The sequence below is a fragment of the Azorhizophilus paspali genome, from assembly GCF_043587585.2.
GTDB lineage: Bacteria > Pseudomonadota > Gammaproteobacteria > Pseudomonadales > Pseudomonadaceae > Azotobacter > Azotobacter paspali.
The window spans coordinates 2540757-2557640 of record NZ_CP171449.1 but is presented as its reverse complement, the minus strand read 5'-3'; the positions used below and the strand labels follow the sequence as shown (position 1 = coordinate 2557640).

Genomic DNA, 16884 nt, shown 5'->3' with positions numbered 1-16884 from the left:
AGAAGCCAAGGCATCGCGGATGCGTTCGCTCCTAGCCAAGCGCCGGCGGCTGGAAGCGCTTCAGACGCAGCGCGTTGCCGAGCACGAACACGCTGGACAGGGCCATGGCGCCGGCGGCGAAGACCGGCGAGAGCAGTATGCCGTTGACCGGGTAGAGCGCGCCGGCGGCCAGCGGAATCAGCGCGGTGTTGTAGGCGAAGGCCCAGAACAGGTTCTGGCGGATGTTGCCGAGGGTCGTCCGGGACAGGGCGATGGCCGTGGGTACGCCGCGTAGGTCGCCGGACATCAGCACCACGTCGGCCGCCTCGATGGCGATGTCGGTGCCGTTGCCAATGGCCAGGCCGACATCCGCCGCGGCCAGCGCCGGAGCGTCGTTGATGCCGTCGCCGACATAGGCGATTTGTCCGTGCCTGGCCTTGAGGCGCTTGAGCGCCTCGACCTTGCCGTCCGGCAATACTTCGGCCACCACTTCGTCGATGCCCAGTCGCCGGGCGATGGCTTCGGCCGTGCGGCGGTTGTCGCCGCTGATCATCGCCACCTGGATACCCTGCGCATGCAGGGCGCGAATTGCCGCCGGCGTGGTTTCCTTGAGCGGGTCGGCCACCGCCAGCATGGCCGCCGGACGACCGTCGATGGCGGCGTAGAGCGGCGTCTTGGCCTCGTCGCCGAGGCGGCGGGCCTCCTGGGCGAAGCCGCTCACATCGAAGCCTTGCCGAGCCATGAAGCGGTCGGCGCCGATCTCCACCCGCACGCCGTCCACCATGGCGCGCACGCCGTAGCCGGTGACCGCCTCGAAGTCTTCCAGGCGGCCGGGGGCGAGGCCTTCGGCCCCGGCCGCCGCGACGATGGCGCGGGCGATGGGATGTTCGGAGCGCGCCTCGACGGCGGCGATCCGGCCGAGCACGGCGCCGCGCTCGAAGCCTTCGGCGAGGATCAAGTCGGTCAGCTCGGGCCGGCCGCGGGTCAGGGTGCCGGTCTTGTCCAGCGCCACCATCCGGGCGTCCTTGAGCGACTGCAGGGCTTCGCCCTTGCGGAACAGCACGCCCAGCTCGGCGGCGCGGCCGGTGCCGACCATGATCGAGGTGGGGGTGGCCAGGCCCATGGCGCAGGGGCAGGCGATGATCAGCACGGCCACCGCGTTGACCAGGGCGAAGGTCAGCGCCGGCGCCGGGCCGAAGAACATCCAGGCGAGGAAGGTGAGCAGGGCGACGAGCATCACCACCGGGACGAACCACAGGGTAACGCGGTCGACCAGCGCTTGGATCGGCAGCTTGGCGCCCTGAGCCTGCTCGACCATGCGGATGATCTGCGCCAGCACGGTGTCGCCGCCGATACGGGTGACGCGCAGGGTCAGCGCACCGTTCTGGTTGATGGTGCCGCCGACCAGGCCGGCGCCGGGCGTCTTCTCCACCGGCACCGGCTCACCGGTGATCATCGACTCGTCGACGAAGCTCGTGCCCTCGGTCACCTCGCCATCCACCGGGATGCGTTCGCCGGGGCGTACTTCGAGCAGGTCGCCGCTGCGTACTTCCTCGATGGCCAGTTCCTCGACCAGGCCGTCACGGCGCACGCGGGCGGTCCTGGCCTGCAGGCCGATCAGACGCCTGATCGCTTCCGAGGTGCGGCCCTTGGCACGGGCCTCCAGGAAACGGCCGAGTAGGATTAGGGTGACGATCACCGCCGCCGCTTCGTAGTAGACATGCACGGTGCCGGCCGGCAGCAGGTCGGGGGCGAAGGTAGCGACCAGCGAAAACAGCCAGGCGGCGCTGGCGCCGACCGCGACCAGCGAGTTCATGTCCGGCGCCCCACGCAGCAAGGCCGGGATGCCCTTGCAAAAGAAACGCAGGCCGGGGCCAAACAGCACCAGCGTGCACAGAACGGACTGCAGGAGCCAGTTGGCCCGCTGGCCGAGGCTGGCGAGGAGCAGATGGTGCAGGGCCGGAATCAGGTGCGCGCCCATCTCCAGCAGGAACACCGGCAGGCTGAGGGCGGCGGCCAGGGTCAGGTGACGCTTGAGCGCGGCCAGTTCGGCGCCGCGCCGCGCCTCTTCGGCGTCGACCGCTTCGCTGCCGGCGCTCATCGCCTTGGCAGCATAGCCGGCGCGCTCGATGGCGGCGATCAGCGTGGTGGCCGGCGTGCCGCTCAGGACGCGCACCCGGACCCGTTCGCTGGCCAGGTTGACGCTGGCATCCGTCACGCCTGGCAGCTTCTTCAGCGCCCGCTCGACGCGGCCGACACAGGAGGCGCAGGTCATGCCGCTCACGCTCAGCTCGATGCTGTCCTCGGCGACCTGATAGCCGGCCTTGCGCACCGCGGCGATGGCGGCGGCGACGTCGACCGCGCCGGCGAAGGCGATCTCCGCCCGCTCGCTGGCCAGGTTGACGCTGGCGCTCGTCACGCCGGACACCTTGCTCAGGGCGCGCTCGACCCGTCCGACGCAGGAGGCGCAACTCATGCCCTCGATGGAAAGGGTCAGATGCGCCCCCTGATCCGGGCGGGTGACGCTGATCGATGTATCCATGAGGCCTCCTGGGTAATGACTGTCGGCCACCTTAGAGCTTGCGCCGGTGTCAAGGTCAAGCCTTCGAGGCATTCGCACGCGTCCGGCTTGCCCCAAATCATCGGTCGTGGATGAGGCGGTTGGCAAAATGCTAGGCATACAGGAGTGGCCGTGAGCACGAAAGTGCCTAGAGTCGGCCCGGCCAGGGAGGGTCGTCAGTCCATCAGCTTATCCATTGCCACCAGCTTGCCGGGTTTCGCTTCATCGGCATTGGGAATGGCCAAGATCAACGCAATGTTCCTCGGAGGGAACCGCTGCCATGAAAATTTCCGGTGTCCTAACCCTGATTCTCAGTCTGTCGATGCTCGTCGGGGCCGCGAAGGCTGCCGAAAACCCCGAAGACGCTGATTCCAAAGTCTCCCACGGCAAGTCGCTGGGCGGTATGAACGGCATGATGATCGGCGCCATCGGCGGCCCGATCGGCATGCTGATCGGTGCCGGTGTCGGCATGCTGGTCGGCGATGGAGCCGAGGAGGTGGCCGAAGGCGCGCTATCCGACTCGGGCAAGCCCAAGCCGGCCGAGTCCTCCACCGACTCCAGCGGAACCGTGATCCGCTGAGTTCCCGATGGCCCGGCTTCCGTCCGGGCCATGCCCCCCATCGCTCATCCCATCAAACCCATCCGCTCTTCGCCGGGCCTGAAGTCGGCGAAGAAGGCCTGGACCTGTCCGGGGCTGACCTCGGCGAGAGTCGGTGGATTCCAGCGCGGCGTCTTGTCCTTGTCGATCAGCAAGGCGCGCACGCCTTCCATGATGTCGCCCGCGGCGAACCACTGACGATCCAGGTGCAGCTCCAGGGCGAAGCAGTCGTCGAGGCTCAGGTGGCGACCGCGCTGCAGCAGCTCCAGGGTCACGCAGAGCGACAGCGGCGAGCGGCTGTCCATCAAGCGGACGGTCGCCTCGGCCCAGGCGCGGTATTCCGGGCGGTGCTCGGCGAGCAGCGAGGCGCGGATGCTCGGAATGTCCGGCAGGGAGAAGTGGGTTTCGATAGCCGGGTGCAGCTTCTTGAGTTCCGAGCCCAACAGGTGGCGCTTGCCGAAGGTGTCCAGCAGGTTGCCGAGTGCCTGGCGCGGGCGCACGTCCCAGGTCAGTTCGTCGAGGCTGCGCTCCAGTTCGGCGAAGCCTTTGCTGGGCAGGTACCAGTCGGCCAGGCCGGCGTAGAGGGCATCGGCGGGCGACAGGTGCACGCCGGTGACGCCCAGGTAGAGGCCCAGGGCGTCGGGCAGGCGGGAAAGGAAGTAGCTGCTGCCGACGTCCGGGAAGTAGCCGATGGCGACTTCAGGCATGCCCATTTGGGTCCGTTCGCTGATCACCCGCAGCATGTTGCCCTGGACCAGGCCCAGGCCGCCGCCGAGGACGAAACCGTCCATCAAGGCCAGCACCGGCTTGGGATAGCAGTGCAGATAGTAGTCGAGGGCGTATTCCTTCTCGAAGAAAGCCAGATGGCGGCCGTCGCCGGCGCGGAAGCTGTCGTACAGGGCGCGGATGTCTCCCCCGGCGCAGAAGGCCTTGTCACCGGTGCCGCGCAGCACCACGGCGAGAATCGTCGGGTCAGCCGCCCAGGCTTCGAGCTGGCGCTGCAGAGCGCAGACCACCGGTAGGGTGAGGGTGTTGAGGTCGGCCGGACGGTTCAGGGTCAGGTAGCCGATGCGGTTGCGCTCCGCAACCAATATGGGGTAGTCGGGGAGATGGCTCATGGATGATTGTCCTTGATTGTAGAGGTGGATGATCGTGGGAAAGCCGGAGCTTGGTTGCCCCGGGCGACGAAAACCTGGCAAGTCCGCAGGGAGCGCCGGTCGGCCGACCGGGTCGAGATCTTCCGGCAGCATGCCGACGATCAGCTCGGCTTCGCCGCGCGTCACGAGAGCGTCCATGTTGTCGAGTCCGATGAAGCCGATGTGCATGTAACGATTCCTTTCCGGGCTCACTCGGGGGTGGCGCGAACCCAAACCTGCCGGGAAACCGGGGGGCGCCGAGGCCCGTTGGCAGCGTCGACGAAGCGCTCGTCGACCGGCGTCCTGTGGAGAAAGGCGCCTTGCTCGCTCATGGGGAACCCTCGTTCTTATTGTCCTTATTGTCGTTCTCGCCCGTAGTCGGATCGCCGGGCGGACTTCGCTTGGGAAGAGGCTAGCAGTACGATACGGTCGTTGCCACCGGCCCTCTTGACAATTGAGCTTTCATCGAAAACGGCTGGCGGCGTTACAGACTCTGCCCCATGTCAGCCGGCGAAGTAGCGGCAAAGATCAATGAATGGACAAAAAGCGTTAGGCACGCGTCAATCGATTCGTGCACCGGCGGCGATCCAGGCGTCGATCAGTTCGCGTTCCTCCGGGGTCATGCCGGTGATATTGCCGAGCGGCATGAGTTGGCTGGCCACTGCCTGGGCGTGGATCTTCGGCGCCAGCATGCGGATTTGCTCGGGGCTGTCGAGCATCACCCCGCCCGGCGCGCTGGCGAACAGCGGGCTGCTGGGGGTGGCGGAGTGACAGACCGTGCAACGCGTGTGGATCACCTCGGCGACCTGGGCGAAGCGGCCGGCCGGCGTGCTGGCGGCGGCCGGCGCGGGCGTCTGCCGTGGCGCGCTGACGAAGGCCAGGCAGAGCAGTCCCAGGGCTGCAGCCGGCAGCGTCCAGGCAAAGCGCTGGCTGGCGTGGCGGGTGTTGAAGTAGTGGCGCACCGGTACGGCGAGCGCCGAGAGGGCGGCGAGGATCGCCCAGTTCCACGGGCTGCCGTAGGTGCTGGGGAAGTGGTTACTGATCATGATGAACAGCACCGGCAGGGTCAGGTAGTTGTTGTGCCGAGAGCGCAAAAGGCCCTTGGCCGGCAGGCGCGGGTCAGGCGCGCGGCCTTCCTCGATGGCTTTCACCAGGTCGCGCTGGGCCGGCATGATGATGCAAAACACGTTGCCGACCATCAGGGTGCCGATCAGCGCGCCGGTGTGGATGTAGGCGGCGCGGCCGCCGAACACCTGGCTGTAGCCCCAGGCGGCGAGGACGATCAGCGCGAACAGCAGCGCGCCGAGCAGCGCCGGGCGCTTGCCCAGCGGCGAGTCGCAGAGGCGGTCGTAGACGAACCAGCCGGCGATCAGCGAGCCGAAGCCGAGGGCCACCGCCGCCGCCGGGGATAGCGCGCTGCCGGGGGCTAGCAGGTAGAGGCCGGGGTTCAGGTAGTAGACCGCGCCGAGCAGAGCGATACCGGACAGCCAAGTGCTGTAGGCTTCCCACTTGAACCAGTGGAGCTTCTCCGGCATGCGCGGTGGGGCCAGCTTGTACTTTTCCAGGTGGTAGATGCCGCCGCCATGGATCGCCCAGAGATCGCCGGCCAACCCCTCGCGCGGATTGCGCCGGTCGAGGTTGTTCTCCAGCCAGACGAAATAGAAGGAGGCGCCAATCCAGGCGATGCCGACGATCATGTGAATCCAGCGGATGGCGAGGTTCAGCCATTCGGTCAGATGTGCTTCCACGCGGGATACCTCTGGTCCGTACCGGCGGACCTGTCTGTCACGGGCGGTGAAGGAGCAACTGCTCGTCTTCGCCGAAGAGGTGCTCGTCGCAGTTGGGGCCGGCACCGCTGCGGTCGATCACCAGGAATTCGTCGTTGTCCAGCAGCGCCAGCACCGGGTGATGCCAGACGCCGCGCTGGTAATTGACGCCTTGGCGGCCGTTGCCGAGGAAGGCGCGGACCTGTTCCGGGCGCGGGGCATCGCCCGGCGGGGCGACCACGATCAAAAAGGGGTTGCCGCGCAGCGGCACGAACGCCTGGCTGCCCAGCGGATGGCGCTCCAGCATGCGGATGGTCAGCGGCATCGGCAGGGCGCGGGCGACGAAGATGCTGACGATGGCCCGATCCTCCGGCGCGCTGGTCCGCACCTCGGCCAGGGCGTGGTAGCGGCGGGTCGAGCCGCCGTTGATCATGAAGTAGTCGCTGCCTTCGGTTTCGATCACCTCGCCGAAGGGGGCGAAGGCGGCCTTGCTCAAGGGTTCGATGTTCAGGATACGCATGGGCTTTGTTGCTCCGCTTCGCTTTTCTCCCTCGTCCTGGGGAGAGGGAATGACAAATGCCTCACTTCGCCACCTTTCCGAACAATCGCAGCCGGCTGACGCCGCCATCGGGGAAGACGTTCAGGCGCACGTGGCTGATCGGCCCGAGTGGGCGGATCTCTTCGACGAACTCGTGTTCCCGGTGCATCGAGAGCTTCTGACTGGGCAAGAGCTCGCGCCAGAACAGGCTCTGAGTCTCGATCTGGCTGTCGGTGCCGCCCTTGACGAAGGCCGCCTGGATCGAGCAACTGTCCGGGTAGTTGCCCTTGAAATGCAGGGTGTCGACGACGATCCGCTCGATCTCGCCGGGATGGCCCAGGGTGACGATCACCCAGTCGTTGCCCGGCGTGCGGCGGCGCGCGGTTTCCCAGCCGTCGCCCATGTTCGCCCCGCGTCCCGGGTTGAGCAGGTTGCCCATGCGCCCGAAGTGCTCGTCGGAACAGGCCAGGGCGCGCCCGCCGTTGAGAGCGGCGGCCAGGTCGAGCGTCTCGTCGGCGCCGACCGTGCTCCAGTCGCGGTATGGGATACCATAAACGCGCAGGCGCGCCACGCCGCCGTCCGGGTAGATGTTGAAGCGCAGGTGGCTCCAGGGACGCGAGTCGGCGATGGCGTGGTAGTGGTGGCTGTTGCCCTTGAGTTCGACCGCCGGCAGCACCTCGACCCATTCGGTGCGTTCGTCGGGATCGCCTTCGGCTAGGAAGCAGGCCTCCAGCGAGGCGGACGGCGGGTAGTTGCCGGTGAAATAGCGAGTATCGATGTCCACGCCCTTGATCGCACCGGGCACGCCGAGGCGCAGCAGCGCATGGTCGTGGCCCTCGAAGCGCTTGCGCCGTGACTCCCAGCCGTCCATCCACTTGCCGTTGTCGTCGTAGACGCCTTCCTTCCACTCGGGCTCGGTGGGCTGGAGCATCCGCTCGACCGGCGCGAACCAGTCGTCGGTGACGTAAAGGGCGCGGGTGCCGAGGCGGGCGTCGGCGAGGTTCAGGTATTGCTCGAACGGAACGTTGTACTTTTTCATGGGCATCCTTAGATCGCCTGCAGGCGGAACAGGGCGATCTTGTCGATTTCGGCCAGGGCTTGGGCGAATTCCCGCTCGGGCGTGTTGTTCAGGCGTTTTTCGAAGGCGGCGAGAATCTTTTGCCGGTCGCTGCCCTTCACCGCCATGATGAACACGAAGCCGAAGCGCGTCTTGTAGGCGGCGTTGAGACGTTCGAAGCGCGCGAACTCCTCGGGCGTGCAGTCCTGGATGCCGGCGCCGGCCTGCTCGGCCGTGCTGGCCGCGCTCAGCTCGCCGCGCACCGCGGCCTTGCCGGCCAGGTCCGGGTGCGCCTGGATCAGCGCCAGTCGTGCCGCGCGGGGCGCGCTGCGGACGACCTGCGCCAGGCGCGCGTGCAGGCGCTCGATGTCGTCGTCTTCCTCGCCGATTCCCTGGTCGAAGACGGCTTCGGCGATCCACGGCGAATGCTCGTAGACGCCGCCGAAGGTTTCGACGAAGGCCTCGCGGGACAGCTTCGAAGGCTTCACGGTGGCGAAGGCGGTCATCGGCCGGCTCCCGGAAAAGGATGGGTGGCATGCCAGTGGCGGGCGATGTCGATGCGTCGGGCGAACCAGACCTTCTCAAAGCCCTTCGCGTAGTCGACGAAGCGTTGCAGGGCGGCGAAGCGCGCCGGGCGGCCGAGCAGGCGGCAGTGCATGCCGATGGAGAGCATCTTCGGCGCGCCGGCCTCGCCCTCGGCATAGAGCACGTCGAAGGCATCCTTGAGGTAGGTGAAGAAGTCGTCGCCGCTGTTGAAGCCTTGCACCTGGGTGAAACGCATGTCGTTGGTGTCCAGGGTGTAGGGAATCACCAGATGGGGTTTCTCCGCGGTGGACGCCGGGTCCCAGTAGGGCAGGTCGTCGTCGTAAGCGTCGGAGTCGTAGAGAAAGCCGCCTTCCTCGCGCACCAGCCGGCGAGTGTTGGGACCGAGACGCCCGGTATACCAGCCGAGCGGGCGCTCGCCGGCGATCCGCGCGAGGATCTCGATGGCTCGCTCCAGGTGCGCCTTTTCCTCGGCCTCGTCCATGTATTGGTAGTCGATCCAGCGATAGCCATGGCTGCAGATCTCGTGACCGTCGGCGACCATCTTCCTGATGATCTCGGGATGGCGCTCGGCGGCCATGGCCACGGCGAACACGGTCAGCGGAACGTTTTCGCGGCAAAACAGTTCGAGCAGGCGCCAGACCCCGGCGCGGCTGCCGTATTCGTAGAGCGACTCCATGCACAGGTTGCGCACGCCGGGCAGCGGCTGGGCGGCGACCATCTCGGAGAGGAAGGCCTCGGATTCCCCGTCGCCGTGGAGGATGCAGCGCTCGCCGCCTTCCTCGTAGTTGAGCACGAAGGACAGGGCGATGCGTGCCTCGCCCGGCCAGTGCGGATGGGGCGGCTCGCCGGCGTAGCCGATCAGGTCGCGGGGGTAGGGACTGGTCACGGGACTCTCCTGTCGGCGGGTGCCTAGGCTTGAAACTATCGGGACAAGGGTATCTCCTGCAAATCTACCGCTCACCCGCACACCGGAGGAAGGGGCCGCCGGCTCCGCAGTACCCATGACCAAACTGACCACCCATGTGCTCGACACCAGCCATGGCTGCCCCGGCGCGGGGATCGCCATCGACCTCTACCGCCTGGACGGCGAGCGGCGGCAACTGCTGGCCCAGGTCGTGACCAACGCCGACGGGCGCTGCGACGCACCGCTGCTGGAAGGCGAGGCGTTTCGTGCCGGCGTCTACGAGCTGCACTTCCATGCCGGCGACTACTATTGCCGCCGCGGGCTGCGCCTGGCCGAGCCGGCCTTTCTCGATGTGGTGGTGCTGCGCGTCGGGCTGAGCGGCGAGGGGCATTACCATGTGCCGCTGTTGGTGTCGCCGTACGGCTATTCCACCTATCGCGGCAGCTAGCGCGCGCTTTCGGCGCCAGCCCTTTCCCATCCGATCGAAACTTCCCTCTGCCGGGAACCGGAGAAGACGGCAGTGTTCCCGCGCCGAACGCCGCGGGAACGGCCGGTGCCGGGCCTTATTGCCACAGCGCCTGCAGGGGCGCCTGCGGAGCGTGCCTGGCCAGCCGTTGCAACCAGTCCAGCAGGTCCCCGTGCAATTGGTCCAGTCGGTCGCTGGAGTAGGCGTGGGGATTGGCTTCGACGCAGAGCCGCCACTCGGCATCCAGTACCGCCAGGGTGACGTTGAGGTCCTTGACCGGTCCGGCGGTGATGGGTCTGATGCGGCTCTCCAGCCCGGCGAAGGCTGCCTTGCGGTCGAAGGGCATGAGGTTGACCGCCTGGTTGAACAGGTGCTTCTGCGCCTCCATCAGGTCCAGGTCCATGCGCATCCAGCCATAGCGGTAATACAGGTGCGGGCGGATGCGGCGCATCTCGCCGGCGATCTGCTGCGCATGGCTGGCCATCGAGCTGGCCGGGTCGATGCGCAGGCTCAGCGGCACTATGTTCATCGCCATGCAGGGTACGCCCAACGCTGGAGTGCCCAGCCGGTTCATGGCCGGCAGGGCGAAGGTCAGCGCCTGCTGGCCGGATTGCCTGCCCAGCCAGAGTCCGATGGCTGCCAGTACCCAGTTGCCCCAGTCCTGCCCGCAGGCGCGGGCCGCCTCCTGCAGCATGGCCACCTGGTCGCGTTGCAGCCGGGTTTCGCTGCGAATGACCTGTTCGGGAAACTCCGCCGCCTCGGCGATGGTGGCCGGTGCCGGGACATCCCGCAGGTGCTGCAGCCAGAACTGCTTGTCGCGCTCGAACAGTCCCTTGGCCCGGTAATCCCGCTCGGCCTGAACCACCCGCTCCATCGACCAGTCCGGCAGGGGCGGCAGCTCGCTTTGCCGGACCCTGGCGCTGTAGCGCTCGGCGATGGTCTGGCAGACCAGGCCGTAGGCGTAGCCGTCCAGCGTCACATGGTGGGCCTGCAGGTACCAGAGATGCCGCTGATCGCCCAGTTGCAGCAGGGCGCTGCGGTAGAGCACGTCGCGGCCCAGGTCGAGGGTGCGGCTCAGTTCCCGGTCGATCCAGGCCTGGGCCGCGGCGGCCGGATCGGGCTCGCGGCGGAAGTCGTGCAGCGCCAGCGGCGGGCAGGCCGGCGGCTGCGGCAATTGCCACAGCCGGCCTTCCTCGTGGACGAAGCGCATGTGCAGGCTATGGCAATTGTTCAGGACCTCGACCACCGTGTCCGACAGCGCCGCGCGATCGACGGTGCCGAGCAGCTCGATGGTTTCGGCCGTGAGATAGGCCGGACTGTCGGGTACGGCCTGCTGGGCGACCCAGATGCTGAACTGGGCGGTGGTGGCGGGCAAGCGGGAAGGCGTGGCGTTCATGGCGGATACCTGCGACAAGGTACTGACTGAAGGGGTGGAGGGATGGGGTCCGGTCAGGGTGTGAAGGCGAACTTCTCGACGACTCGGCGGGCGCCATGCATCAGCATATCCAGATGGTCCTGCTCGGGGACGACGCGCGCCGTTACCTGCAGGTTGGGCAGGCGTGCCGCTTCCAGCCGCCGTGCGGCGTCGCGCACGAGATCGACGATGGCGCGCTCCTGCATGTGCCGCTTCTGTTCCTCGGAAAGAAAGCTGGCCGGATACTGCTCGTCCAGGCCAACGGTGATCATCAGCCGGGTGGGTTGTTCGAAGCGCAGCGTTTCCAGGCGTTCGGGCAACTGGCGCAGGAGCTGTCGCTCGCCGAACCAGAGCGAGGGGCTGGCCGCCCAGTAACGCTGGAAATGCCCTGGCTCGGTCAGCAGGGTGTGCACGGCGAACAACCCGCCGTAGGAAAATCCGAACAGGCTGTGCTGCCGTGGATTCATCGGAAAATACCGGGCGATCAGCGGGCGCAGCTCCTCGGTCAAAAACTTCAGAAAGGCCGCCGCGCCACCGTGCTCGCTGGAGAACTGGTCGCCGGTCCGGCCGGCCGGCACCGGCGTGTAATCCAGCGCCCGGGCATTGACGTCGAAGGGATCGCCGCTGGCGTAACCGACCCCGATCACCAGGCCGGCCGGCGTATCCTTCAGCTTTTTCGCCACCCATTGCGCGCTCTGTCCGGCGGACACCGGGCGGGGCCGGACGTATTCGGCGATCGGATAGCTGGCCAGTCCGTCGAGCATCCACAGCGTGGGATAGCCGCTCGGCAACGGCGCCCGGTGCGGCAGTCCGACCAGGATGCGATAGCGCTGGCCGGTATTTTTCGAGGTCATCTCGAAGCCGAGGGTGCGGGAAAGCCCGGCCGGCCGCCAGTCGGCCGGCAGGCCGGCCCAGTCTTCGGCGGTCGGGGTTTCGGCGTGGACCGGCATGCCGGCCATGAGCCCCAGGGCCAGCGCCAGGGCAGCGAACCCGGTCAGCGGCCGGGCGGATGGGCGAGAAGGATGCGTGGGCAAAATGAGTTCTCGTCTTGGGCTCGTGACAGCGCGGTCTCGGCCGATCCGCCGGTTTTCGGCGATGCCTGTGGAAACGCGCGGCGCTTTTCCACCGGCACCGCCTCCCGGCGCGGCCTTGGCTCAGGCGCCGAGGGTGGCGCCGCCGTCGACCACCAGGTCGTGCATGGTGATATGCCGGGCCTGCTCCGAGGCCAGGAAGCAGACGGCATCGGCGATGTCTTCCGGCGTGGCGATGCGGCCCAGCGGAATGCCCAGCCGGTAGCGCTCCAGCGAGCCGCTCAGCACGTTCTGCACCTGTTCCGGGGTGGGCGCGAAGGCGCGCTGCATCGGGGTGTCGGTGGAGCCCGGCGACACCGTGTTGCAGCGAATGCCATGAGGCGCCAATTCCAGCGCTAGGCAGCGCATGTAATGCGCCGTCGCCGCCTTGGACGCGGCATAGGCCGCCATGCCCAGCCGGGGCGCGTGAGCGGCGTTGGAGGCGACGGTGACGATGCAGCCGCGCTTGCGCTCCAGCATGCCGCGCGCCACCGCGCGGCACAGGCGGAACACGGCGGTGGTGTTGATGGCGAAGGTGTCTTCCCAGGCCTGGTCGGTCAACTCCAGCGTGCCGCCGGAGAACAGCACGCCGGCGACGTTGGCCAGCAGGTCGATCGGCCCCAGGACCCGCTCGCCTTCGGCCACGGCGGCTTCCAGCGCCTGAGCGTCGCGCAAATCCAGCGTGCAGGCCAGCACCTCGCAGCCGATGGCCCGCAGGCTTTCCGCCTGTGCCTGCAGCGCGCCGGCGTCGCGATCGAGTAGCACCAGGCGCGCCTCCCGCCGGCCCAGCGCCGTGGCGACCGCCGCGCCGATACCCGCCGCCGCGCCGGTCACCAGCGCGACTCGGCCGGCGAATTCGCTGGTCTTCTTCGTTGTCGTATCCATCCGCTTCTCCTATGGGTACAGGCGCGCCGCCAGCGCCCGGCCGATCTGGGCCAGTGGCAGCGGACGGCTCATGCCGTTATGTGTCGATGCGATATCCACCTTGTCCAGCCGCCCGGCCACGTAGGGGCGCCAGAGCTGCCAGTCGGGCATGTCTGGCTTGCGCTGGGTGGCGAAGAAATAGAGCACCTCGCCCTCGAATACTGGGTGGCGCAAAGTGCGGTAGAGCAGCATCGAATGGACGCTGATGTCCGCCAGCCGGGACAGCACGCTGGCATCGGCCGCTCCGGCCGCCGCCAGGCTGGAGCCGGGCCGGGCCAGCCGCTCGCGCATCTGCGCTTCGCTCAGGGGGGTGCCGTCCGGACCGAAGGGCGCGTCGCCGATCACGTCCAGCAGGGTGATCAGCGCGTCGCGTTCGGTGGGTGGCGGCTTGCCGGCCCAGATGTCGGCGGGATAGGCGTCCATCATCGCCAGCAGGTCGACCGTCTCCCCGGCCTCTTGCAGACGCGCGGCCAGCGCATGAGCGATGCCGCCGCCGGAAGACCAGCCGATCATCCGGTAAGGGCCGTGCGGCTGCACGCCGCGCATCAGCGCCAGGCAGTCGTCCAGCAGGGCGTCGATGTCGTCCGGCGGCGCGCCCGTGATGCCGCGTGCCTGCAGGCCGTAGATCGGGGTATGCGGCAGATGCGCGGCCAGTCCCATGTAGCACCAGGACAGGCCCTCGCTCGGGTAGATGCAGAACAGCGCCGGCCCTTCCCCCGGCTGCAGGCAGAGCAGCGGGGCGAAGGGGTCCTGGCGGGCCGGTGGCTGGTGCCCGACCGGCAGGTCCAGCGCCTCGGCCAGGGCGCCGACCGTGGGGTAGCGGAACAGGCTGGAGACCGGCACCTCGCGCTGCAGCAGCATGCCCAGCCGGTTAGCCACCTGGATGGCCTGCAGGGATTCGCCGCCGAGGGCGAAGAAGTCGCTGTCCGGGGCGATGTCGGACAGGCCCAGCACTTCGCGCCAGACGCGGCTGACCTGGCGGATCAGCACGCTCAGGTTGTCCCGCGCCTCGTCGGCGCCCGAGGCCGTCGTCTGGCCGGCCGCCTGTTGTTCGGCCAACTCCTTGAGGACCTTGCGGTCGATCTTGTTGTTGGCGTTGCGTGGCAGCTTCGCCAGTTGCAGGTAGGTGCCGGGCACCGCCGGCGCCGGCAGGCTACGTGCCAGATGGGCGCGCAGGGCGGCGACCGGCGGCAGTTCGGCCTGCGCTTCCTCCAGGGCGAGGAAGGCCACCAGTCGCTTGACGCCACCCGGCAGCACCTGCCCGAGCACGGCGGCTTCGCGAATCCCCGGCGTGTGCGGATAGCCCAGCAGGGCGGTTTCGATCTCCGTGGGGTCGATGCGGTAGCCGCTGATCTTGAACTCGTCGTCCAGCCGGCCGAGGTAGATCAGCGCGCCGTCGTCGCGCATCCGCACCAGATCGCCGGTGCGATAGGCGCGCGGCGCGCCCGGCAGGCCGGGCAGGGCGACGAAGCGGGCGGCGGTGCGCTCTTCGCGGCCGAAGTAGCCGCGCGCCAGCGAACCGCCGAGCACGCAGAGTTCGCCCCGTTCGCCGCGTTGCACCGGGCGCAGGTTGGCGTCCACCACCACCACTTCGACACCCGGCAGCGGGTGGCCGATCGGCAGGGTTTCGCCTTGCCAGTCCAGCGCGTCCGGCCCGGAGAGGGTTGCCGTGGTGCAGATCACCGTGGTTTCGGTCGGGCCATAGGTGTTCAGCAGCACGGCCTGCGCTGGCGCCTGGGCTTGCCAGCGCTGCACGCGCTCGGCCAGCGCCGCCTCGCCGCCGATGATGACCAGGCGCAGGCGGGGCGGCAGCGGCGTCTGCGCTCCCAAGCCGTAGGCCAGTTCGTGCCAGAAGGCGGTGGGCAAGTCCAGCACCGTGATGTCGCGTGCCGCGCAGGCGTCGAGAAAGCGCGGCACGGACTCGAGCATCTCGTCGTTGCGCAGTACCAGGCAGGCCCCACTGGCCAGGGTCAGGAAGATTTCCTCGACGCTGGCATCGAAGTGCAGCGGGGCGAACTGCAGGACGCGGTCGCTGGCCCGCATGGCGTAGCGCTGGCGCGCGCCGGCGACGAAATGGGCCAGCGCGTCGCGGCCGATCATCACGCCGTTGGGGCGCCCAGTGGTGCCCGAGGTGTAGATGATGTAGGCCAGCGCGTCCGGCGCCACCGGCCGTGGCTGGCCGAGCGCCACGGCCGTGGGCCGGGGTTCGTCCAGCAGCAGCATGGGCTGGCCGGCCGGCACCCGCTCGCACTGGGTCCGGCAGGTGATGACCAGGGCCGGGGCGGAATCCTCGAGCACCATGGCGATGCGCGCTTCGGGACTTTCCGGGTCGAGCGGCACGTAACCGGCGCCGGCCCAGAGCACGGCCAGCAGCGCGACCACGGTGTCCGGCGAACGCGGCAGCAGGACCGCCACCCGGCTTTCCGTGGTCACCCCCTGGGTGACCAGCACGCCCGCCAGCGCGCTCACCGCCTGCAGCAGTTCGGCATAGTTCAGGCGCACGCCGTCCTGTTCCAGTGCCGGGGCCTTCGGCGTGTGCGCCGCATGGTTGCCCAGGGCGGTCAGCACATCTACCCGTGGCGGCAGGGCCTCGCCGGCCAGCCGGGCCAGCGGCGGCTCGCGCAGCAGTTGCCGCAGCGGCGTGGTCGCGGGCGCGCGCTGCAGGGTGTCCAGCGCAGCGATCAGCTCCTCGTGCAGGGTGGCCAGCAACTCGTCGCCGTAGGCATCGGGATTGGCTTCCAGGTCCAGGCGGACACCGTCGGCGCCGGGCACCACGCTGATCGACAGGTCCTCGACCGGCCCGGCTGACACCGGATGCTGGCGGGCCTGCAGATCGCCGAAGGTGTCGAGACGCTCGAACGGCATCAGGTTGACGACCGGGCCGAACAGGCCCTGTCCGCGTCCGGCCTGCCGGCGCGCCTGGGCTAGATCCTGGCGTAGCCATTCGTAGCGATAGCGCTGGTGGGGACGGCTGGCGCGCATTTCGGCCGCCACGTCGGCGGCCAGCGCCTGCATGCCCCGATCGATATCCACCGGCAGGCGCAGCGGTACGATGTTCATGGCCATGCAGGGCACGTTCAGCGCCCGCGAGCCCAGCCGGGTCATTACCGGCAGGCCCAGGCACACTTCCGGAGCCGCGCTGCGCCGGGCCAGCCAGCCGCCGATGGCGGCCAGCAGCCAGGCGGCCCAGTCCACGCCGCAGGCGCCGGCGGCGCGTTGCCAATCGGCCAGTGCCCGCGCCGGCAGCAGAGCGCGCCGGCGGCGCACGTCGCGGGCCAGCGCTGCGCCCGGAGCCAGTGTCACGGGCGGTGGCGCATCGAGCAGGCGCGCCACCCAGAAATCTCGGTTGCGCTGGGCCTGGCGCTGATAGGTGCGGGCCTCGTCGACCACCTCGGCCAGACCGACGGCAAAGGGCAGGCGCGTCACAGCAGTGCCCTGGCGTTCGGCCTCGTAGAGTTCGGCCACCCGGCGGATCAGCAGCGCATAGCCGTAGCCGTCCAGGGCGATGTGGTGGACGCGCAAAAGCCACAGGTGATGGTCGGCGGCCAGACGCAGCAGGGCCATGCCGAACAGCGGGCCGTTGGCCAGGTCGGGGAGGCTGCGCAGATCGTTGCGAATCCATTGCCAGGCCCTGTCCCAGGTCTGTTCGGCGGAGCTTTTTGTTGCGCTCAGGTCGATCCGGCGCAGCGTCCAAGCGGTCCTGTCCGGGCGCTGCCAGATGTCATCGCCCTCGGCCTCGAAGCGCATGTGCAGGGCTTCGCTGGCCTCGACGGTCTGTTCCAGCGCCCGCTCGAAGGCCGCCTCGTCCAGCGCGCCGCGCAGTTCGACGGCTTCGGCGGTCCAGTAGGCCGGACTCAGGGGGTCGAGCCGCTGTCCCAGCCAGATGCCCAGTTGCGCGGCGCTCAGGGGAAGACGCGTCCGCATCG

Annotated in this window: 14 protein-coding genes; 2 read left to right on the top strand and 12 right to left on the bottom strand. The window is 68.6% G+C overall.

Annotated elements, in window-relative coordinates:
* Window positions 1-31: 31 nt before the first annotated feature.
* The gene (locus tag ACGI6K_RS12400) at window positions 32-2521 is read right to left on the bottom strand and encodes a heavy metal translocating P-type ATPase (RefSeq protein ID WP_376942639.1); all 2490 of its coding nucleotides are present in this window, start codon (window positions 2519-2521) and stop codon (window positions 32-34) included.
* A gap of 298 nt (window positions 2522-2819) precedes the next feature.
* On the opposite strand from ACGI6K_RS12400, the gene ACGI6K_RS12395 reads away from it, so the two are divergent.
* Entirely contained in the window at window positions 2820-3119 is a 300-nt protein-coding gene (locus ACGI6K_RS12395) for a hypothetical protein (protein ID WP_376942637.1), read from the top strand.
* Window positions 3120-3163: 44 nt separating this feature from the next.
* Here ACGI6K_RS12395 and ACGI6K_RS12390 read toward each other — a convergent pair whose 3' ends face one another.
* From ACGI6K_RS12390 to puuE, 7 genes are all read right to left on the bottom strand, one after another.
* Window positions 3164-4255 carry an enoyl-CoA hydratase/isomerase family protein gene (locus ACGI6K_RS12390; protein WP_376942661.1) on the bottom strand — a complete coding sequence of 364 codons (1092 nt, stop codon included), beginning with the start codon at window positions 4253-4255 and terminating at the stop codon, window positions 3164-3166.
* A gap of 227 nt (window positions 4256-4482) precedes the next feature.
* Window positions 4483-4605, bottom strand: a complete 123-nt coding sequence (locus ACGI6K_RS12385; RefSeq protein ID WP_376942635.1) for a hypothetical protein — start codon at window positions 4603-4605, stop codon at window positions 4483-4485.
* Window positions 4606-4833: 228 nt separating this feature from the next.
* A complete protein-coding gene (locus tag ACGI6K_RS12380; protein WP_376942633.1) occupies window positions 4834-6021 on the bottom strand; it encodes a urate hydroxylase PuuD in 1188 nt (395 codons plus the stop codon).
* 37 nt (window positions 6022-6058) lie between these two features.
* Entirely contained in the window at window positions 6059-6559 is a 501-nt protein-coding gene (locus ACGI6K_RS12375; protein ID WP_376942631.1) for an ureidoglycolate lyase, read from the bottom strand.
* 61 nt (window positions 6560-6620) lie between these two features.
* Window positions 6621-7616: an allantoicase gene (gene alc / locus ACGI6K_RS12370; protein ID WP_376942629.1), complete on the bottom strand. Its 996-nt coding sequence runs from the start codon at window positions 7614-7616 to the stop codon at window positions 6621-6623.
* An 8-nt stretch (window positions 7617-7624) separates the two neighbouring features.
* Window positions 7625-8140 carry a 2-oxo-4-hydroxy-4-carboxy-5-ureidoimidazoline decarboxylase gene (uraD, locus tag ACGI6K_RS12365; RefSeq protein WP_376942627.1) on the bottom strand — a complete coding sequence of 172 codons (516 nt, stop codon included), beginning with the start codon at window positions 8138-8140 and terminating at the stop codon, window positions 7625-7627.
* Complete coding sequence (gene puuE / locus ACGI6K_RS12360; RefSeq protein ID WP_376942625.1) at window positions 8137-9066, bottom strand: allantoinase PuuE; 930 nt, start codon at window positions 9064-9066, stop codon at window positions 8137-8139. Before puuE ends, uraD begins: the two co-directional genes overlap by 4 nt.
* Before the next feature lie 115 nt (window positions 9067-9181).
* On the opposite strand from puuE, the gene uraH reads away from it, so the two are divergent.
* Window positions 9182-9532, top strand: coding sequence for a hydroxyisourate hydrolase (gene uraH, locus ACGI6K_RS12355; protein ID WP_376942623.1), 351 nt, complete (start codon window positions 9182-9184; stop codon window positions 9530-9532).
* Between the two features lie 115 nt (window positions 9533-9647).
* Here uraH and ACGI6K_RS12350 read toward each other — a convergent pair whose 3' ends face one another.
* The 4 genes from ACGI6K_RS12350 to ACGI6K_RS12335 form a co-directional block, all read right to left on the bottom strand.
* Window positions 9648-10946: a condensation domain-containing protein gene (locus tag ACGI6K_RS12350; RefSeq protein WP_376942621.1), complete on the bottom strand. Its 1299-nt coding sequence runs from the start codon at window positions 10944-10946 to the stop codon at window positions 9648-9650.
* 53 nt (window positions 10947-10999) lie between these two features.
* On the bottom strand, window positions 11000-11998 hold the full coding sequence (locus tag ACGI6K_RS12345) for an alpha/beta hydrolase (protein ID WP_376942619.1): 999 nt from the start codon (window positions 11996-11998) through the stop codon (window positions 11000-11002).
* Between the two features lie 120 nt (window positions 11999-12118).
* On the bottom strand, window positions 12119-12919 hold the full coding sequence (locus tag ACGI6K_RS12340) for a 2,3-dihydro-2,3-dihydroxybenzoate dehydrogenase (protein ID WP_376942617.1): 801 nt from the start codon (window positions 12917-12919) through the stop codon (window positions 12119-12121).
* A 9-nt stretch (window positions 12920-12928) separates the two neighbouring features.
* Complete coding sequence (locus ACGI6K_RS12335) at window positions 12929-16882, bottom strand: amino acid adenylation domain-containing protein (protein WP_394542918.1); 3954 nt, start codon at window positions 16880-16882, stop codon at window positions 12929-12931.
* Window positions 16883-16884: the final 2 nt, after the last annotated feature.

What these genes read in the sequence shown, in the direction of transcription:
- ACGI6K_RS12395 (WP_376942637.1), top strand. Translation starts at nt 2,820, where the DNA reads ATGAAAATTTCCGGTGTCCTAACCCTGATTCTCAGTCTGTCGATGCTC.
- ACGI6K_RS12390 (WP_376942661.1), bottom strand. Translation starts at nt 4,255, where the DNA reads ATGAGCCATCTCCCCGACTACCCCATATTGGTTGCGGAGCGCAACCGC.
- alc (WP_376942629.1), bottom strand. Translation starts at nt 7,616, where the DNA reads ATGAAAAAGTACAACGTTCCGTTCGAGCAATACCTGAACCTCGCCGAC.
- ACGI6K_RS12335 (WP_394542918.1), bottom strand. Translation starts at nt 16,882, where the DNA reads ATGCGGACGCGTCTTCCCCTGAGCGCCGCGCAACTGGGCATCTGGCTG.
- uraH (WP_376942623.1), top strand. Translation starts at nt 9,182, where the DNA reads ATGACCAAACTGACCACCCATGTGCTCGACACCAGCCATGGCTGCCCC.
- ACGI6K_RS12400 (WP_376942639.1), bottom strand. Translation starts at nt 2,521, where the DNA reads ATGGATACATCGATCAGCGTCACCCGCCCGGATCAGGGGGCGCATCTG.
- ACGI6K_RS12385 (WP_376942635.1), bottom strand. Translation starts at nt 4,605, where the DNA reads ATGAGCGAGCAAGGCGCCTTTCTCCACAGGACGCCGGTCGACGAGCGC.
- uraD (WP_376942627.1), bottom strand. Translation starts at nt 8,140, where the DNA reads ATGACCGCCTTCGCCACCGTGAAGCCTTCGAAGCTGTCCCGCGAGGCC.
- ACGI6K_RS12340 (WP_376942617.1), bottom strand. Translation starts at nt 12,919, where the DNA reads ATGGATACGACAACGAAGAAGACCAGCGAATTCGCCGGCCGAGTCGCG.
- ACGI6K_RS12375 (WP_376942631.1), bottom strand. Translation starts at nt 6,559, where the DNA reads ATGCGTATCCTGAACATCGAACCCTTGAGCAAGGCCGCCTTCGCCCCC.
- ACGI6K_RS12350 (WP_376942621.1), bottom strand. Translation starts at nt 10,946, where the DNA reads ATGAACGCCACGCCTTCCCGCTTGCCCGCCACCACCGCCCAGTTCAGC.